The following is a 3933-nucleotide window of genomic DNA, read 5'->3' on the forward strand; positions in this document are numbered from 1 at the left end:
CAGCAATTAAACAACTGTCTATTTTAAAAAACAGACAAAACAATCAAGACGCACCTACGAGCCAGTACATAAAGTACTGACCCGTAAACGTCACTCAAAATAGACGTCAGCAATCGACGCTTTTAGCGATGCTTTTGGCAACGCTTATTTAAGCTCTACTGAAGCACCAGCTTCTTCAAGCTGTTTCTTAGCCTCTTCAGCATCATCCTTTGAAACGCCTTCTTTAATAGTAGAAGGTGCGCCTTCTACCATTTCTTTCGCTTCTTTCAAACCTAAACTAGTGATAGCACGAACGGCTTTAATGACAGCCACTTTGGCAGAACCAAAGCTTGTCATCACAACATCAAACTCAGTTTGCTCAACAGCAGCGCCACCAGCATCGCCCGCAGCAGCAGGTGCAGCAGCCACCGCAGCAGCCGCAGAAACACCGAATTTTTCTTCCATTTCTGAAATCAGATCAACGATTTCCATTACAGTCATGTTTGAAATTGCTTCTAAAATATCTTCTTTACTGACAGCCATTAGATTTAGCTCCTAAAATAAATAGTTAAGTTATTGCCTGGCCTGATAAATAACAGGCAACAGACCATTAAGATTTTGAATCGCGTACAGCCGCCACAGTGCGAACAAACTTCGCTACAGGCTCATTAGCAGTACGAACAAGTTTCTCGATTGGCGCTCTCATCACAGCCATAAACAATGCAATTGCCTCATCACGAGACGGCATGCTTGCCAATGCCTTGATATCTTCTGGCTGTAATAGTTTGCCAGCTAACGCGACAATCTTAACCTTAAGGTTGTCATGCTCTTTTGCGAAATCATGGATCAATTTTGCCCCTGAAGAGGCTTCTTCTAAAGAAAAAGCCAGCAACAGCGGCCCAACCAATGATTCCGTCATACAAGCATAATCAGTTTCTTTCAACGCTCGCCGCGCCAACGTGTTTTTAACGACACGCAGCTTGACGCCAGTGGCGCGCGCCTGTGCACGCAACTGAGTCATTTCGTCGACCGTAAGACCTCGATACTCAGCAGCAATAGCTGACTGTGCGCTCGACGCCACATCACTCACTTCAGCGACAATAGCTTTTTTGTCTTGCAACGTTAACAACTGTTCACCTCCTACACCTTGCGATGAAACGTAAACAACACGCTCATCACTTCACAATGCGAGCCTAAACTCGCCCCTTACGGTGGCCGTCAGCAGACCCATCTATTCCAGGACTGTCCGGGGCATCACGCCGTCTGCGCAGGCCAAGTGCTATCGCACTCAATTAGACCTCTTGCGGCCATTAGATCTATCGTGGCCACTCAACGCACCTGCGGTCTTCGACGGGTATCGGCTTTACTGCTCCGATAGCCCACCAAATCAAAAAAAATACAAACCGTAGCTTAACTACAGCGAAAAACCAGTAAAAACTAAATAGAAAGTGTCGAAGTATCGATTGTCAACCCTGGCCCCATCGTCGAAGATACGGTCACTTTCTTCATATAGATGCCTTTGGCAGTTGCAGGCTTGGCTTTCACCAAGTCAGCAATCAGCGCATCTAGATTGGTTTTAAGTGCATCAACATCAAAGCTTATACGGCCAATAGTTGAATGAATAATACCGGCCTTGTCAGCACGATAACGTACTTGACCTGCCTTGGCATTTCTCACGGCACCGGCAACATCGGGACTCACTGTGCCCACTTTAGGGTTAGGCATTAATCCGCGTGGGCCTAAAATCTGCCCCAGCTGACCAACGATACGCATGGCGTCAGGTGACGCGATAACCACGTCAAAATCAAAATTACCTTTTTTAACTTGCTCGGCAAGGTCTTCAAAACCGACAATATCAGCGCCAGCTTCTTTAGCAGCATCAGCATTAGCACCCTGAGCAAACACGGCAACCTTCACTTGCTTGCCCGTGCCTTTAGGCAACACGGTGGCACCACGCACAACCTGATCAGATTTGCGTGGGTCAATACCCAAATTGACGCTAATATCAACAGACTCGTCAAATTTGACTGTCGATAACTCTTTAATCATTGCTAGCGCTTCGGCAATTGGATAACGCTTATCTGCATCTACTTTTTCACCAATGGCCTTTGCTCGCTTGGTTACCGCCATGATTAAACACCCTCCGTCGTAATGCCCATACTGCGCGCACTACCGGCAATAGTACGCACTGCAGCATCAAGATCAGCCGCGGTAAGATCTGGCTCTTTCGTCTTGGCAATTTCTTCTAACTGCGCACGCGTAACGTTACCCACCTTGTCGGTATGAGGCGTTTTACTGCCGGAAGTGATGCCCGCTGCCTTCTTCAATAAGATTGAGGCCGGCGGAGTCTTGGTGATGTAGGTAAAACTACGGTCACTGTAGACGGTAATTACAACAGGAATAGGCAGCCCCGGTTCCATGCTTTGTGTCTGCGCATTAAAGGTCTTGCAGAATTCCATAATATTGACCCCATGCTGACCTAATGCGGGACCAACCGGCGGACTTGGATTGGCCTGACCGGCCTTGACCTGCAATTTAATGTAGGCCTCGATTTTCTTTGCCATGCTTTATTTCCTCTTTAGTGGGTACAAACGCCTTTCGGCTCCCCATGTCGAAGGCAAACCCTTCGACTCTTGTCAATCTTTAACTAGCAAACCTCTAACTCCGCCATAATCGACCGCCTTGAATCAAATATCTTCAATTCAGCCAGCCCGAACTCAAATCAGAGACTCCTTAGCCTTTTTCAACCTGACCAAAATCAAGCTCAACAGGAGTAGAACGACCAAAGATCAAGACTGCAGTACGCAGCTTGCTCTTTTCATAATTCACTTCTTCTACAACACCATTAAAATCAGCGAACGGCCCATCGATGACGCGCACTACTTCACCCACCTCAAACAATACTTTAGGAGCCGGGTGCTCGACACCCTCCTGCACCCTCTGCAAAATATTGTCAGCTTCTTTATCTGTGATTGGCGTTGGCTTATCTCTAGTGCCGCCAATAAAGCCCAAAACCCGTGGCACATCTTTAACTAGATGCCAGCTCTCATCGTTCATTTCCATCTGTACCAAGACATAACCTGGAAAGAATTTACGATCACTCTTGCGCTTTTGACCGCCACGCATTTCGACAACTTCTTCGGTTGGCACCAAAATATCGCCAAAACTGTCTTCCATACCGGCATAGGCGATACGACCTGTTAAAGAACGCACCACCTGTTTCTCAAAGCCAGAATAGGCATGCACTACATACCAATGTTTTGCCATGCTTTATTCTCCACCAACAAGCAACGAATTGACTGCCCACAACAAAAACGAATCAATCAAAAATAAGCCAATGGCCACAACAATAACCATAGCCAAAACAATCAAGGTCGTCTGCACCGTTTCCTTGCGTGTCGGCCACACCACTTTGCGCACTTCCATACGAGCGTCGCCAAGAAACCCCAGCGCTGTACGCCCAGGTGTGGTCTGGATAGCAACCAGCGTCGCAATAATCAATGCCACCAACAAGCCAAGCACACGAAACAGTGTCGGCTGATCACCATAAACATAAAAACCGGCAACGGCGGCCAGCACGATCAAAATCGCCAGCGCCAGCTTTATTTTATCTGCCATTTACAATGTGCCCTCGCCTCGGGATACAGGTACAACAACTCTTTTTAAATTAACAATGGGATTCACGTAAGCATAAATGGCAGGCCAGGAGGGACTCGAACCCCCAACTTTCGGTTTTGGAGACCGACGCTCTACCAATTGAACTACTGGCCTATCGCCTAACGTAAACCCAAAACCTCTCAAGCCAATCGACTAACAAAGCGGTCGATTACTCAACCACCTTAGTGACAACACCCGCACCAACAGTACGACCACCTTCGCGAATAGCAAAACGCAAGCCGTCTTCCATCGCAATCGGCGCAATCAACGCTACATCTACTTTGATGTTGTCGCCAG

General features: G+C 47.4%; 7 protein-coding genes and 1 tRNA gene. All 8 read right to left on the bottom strand.

What is annotated here, in order from left to right:
* Positions 1 to 144: 144 nt before the first annotated feature.
* Complete coding sequence (gene rplL, locus JKY90_09210) at positions 145 to 522, bottom strand: 50S ribosomal protein L7/L12 (protein ID MBL4852434.1); 378 nt, start codon at positions 520 to 522, stop codon at positions 145 to 147.
* 67 nt (positions 523 to 589) lie between these two features.
* Positions 590 to 1108, bottom strand: coding sequence for a 50S ribosomal protein L10 (rplJ, locus tag JKY90_09215; GenBank protein MBL4852435.1), 519 nt, complete (start codon positions 1106 to 1108; stop codon positions 590 to 592).
* A gap of 308 nt (positions 1109 to 1416) precedes the next feature.
* The gene (gene rplA, locus JKY90_09220; protein ID MBL4852436.1) at positions 1417 to 2112 is read right to left on the bottom strand and encodes a 50S ribosomal protein L1; all 696 of its coding nucleotides are present in this window, start codon (positions 2110 to 2112) and stop codon (positions 1417 to 1419) included.
* Positions 2112 to 2543, bottom strand: a complete 432-nt coding sequence (gene rplK, locus JKY90_09225) for a 50S ribosomal protein L11 (GenBank protein MBL4852437.1) — start codon at positions 2541 to 2543, stop codon at positions 2112 to 2114. The genes rplA and rplK overlap by 1 nt, the downstream gene beginning before the upstream one ends.
* Before the next feature lie 169 nt (positions 2544 to 2712).
* Positions 2713 to 3246 (bottom strand): transcription termination/antitermination protein NusG, encoded by a 534-nt coding sequence (gene nusG / locus JKY90_09230; GenBank protein ID MBL4852438.1) that lies wholly within the window; start codon positions 3244 to 3246, stop codon positions 2713 to 2715.
* A gap of 3 nt (positions 3247 to 3249) precedes the next feature.
* A complete protein-coding gene (gene secE, locus JKY90_09235) occupies positions 3250 to 3597 on the bottom strand; it encodes a preprotein translocase subunit SecE (GenBank protein ID MBL4852439.1) in 348 nt (115 codons plus the stop codon).
* A 77-nt stretch (positions 3598 to 3674) separates the two neighbouring features.
* Positions 3675 to 3750, bottom strand: a tRNA-Trp gene (locus tag JKY90_09240).
* Between the two features lie 55 nt (positions 3751 to 3805).
* A partial coding sequence (gene tuf / locus JKY90_09245) for an elongation factor Tu (protein ID MBL4852440.1) occupies positions 3806 to 3933 on the bottom strand: 128 nt, incomplete at its 5' end.

This window comes from Gammaproteobacteria bacterium (assembly GCA_016765075.1).
Classification (GTDB): domain Bacteria; phylum Pseudomonadota; class Gammaproteobacteria.

What these genes read in the sequence shown, in the direction of transcription:
- rplL (MBL4852434.1), bottom strand. Translation starts at nt 522, where the DNA reads ATGGCTGTCAGTAAAGAAGATATTTTAGAAGCAATTTCAAACATGACT.
- rplK (MBL4852437.1), bottom strand. Translation starts at nt 2,543, where the DNA reads ATGGCAAAGAAAATCGAGGCCTACATTAAATTGCAGGTCAAGGCCGGT.
- nusG (MBL4852438.1), bottom strand. Translation starts at nt 3,246, where the DNA reads ATGGCAAAACATTGGTATGTAGTGCATGCCTATTCTGGCTTTGAGAAA.
- secE (MBL4852439.1), bottom strand. Translation starts at nt 3,597, where the DNA reads ATGGCAGATAAAATAAAGCTGGCGCTGGCGATTTTGATCGTGCTGGCC.